Genomic DNA, 392 nt, shown 5'->3' on the forward strand with positions numbered 1-392 from the left:
AAGAGATTGGCTGGGGGGAGTCGATCGAGTTCGGCGATCGCTTCGGCTTGTACCCGCCCGCGTCCTAACACCCTCAACCACAGGGTATCTATGGTGCGGGGTAACTGATGAACCACCACCACAAACGTTCTCAATTGCGGCGAGAGGACGTAAATTCCCATTGGCCAAGCGTCTAAATCTAGGGTAGCACCAAATCCAGCTAATCGGTCTTCGGAAGCGGTGGGCGTAATAATCCACAATTTTGGAAGACTTGCGTCTGAGATGCGAGTGCGGTTGCGATTGGCTTCCCGTTGCAATTCTGCACGAATCAGCAGCAATTTTAACAAACAATCGCGGATTTCATCGGCGGTGGCGGGGTTGCGGAAAGGTTCAAAGATGGCGGGGGTTTGGAT

1 pseudogene is annotated in these 392 nt (G+C 53.1%); it reads right to left on the minus strand.

Annotated elements, in window-relative coordinates:
- Positions 1-392, minus strand: a pseudogene (locus AC0QH1_RS05010) (hypothetical protein); the annotation flags it as partial.

The sequence above is a fragment of the Phormidium sp. CCY1219 genome, from assembly GCF_055795085.1.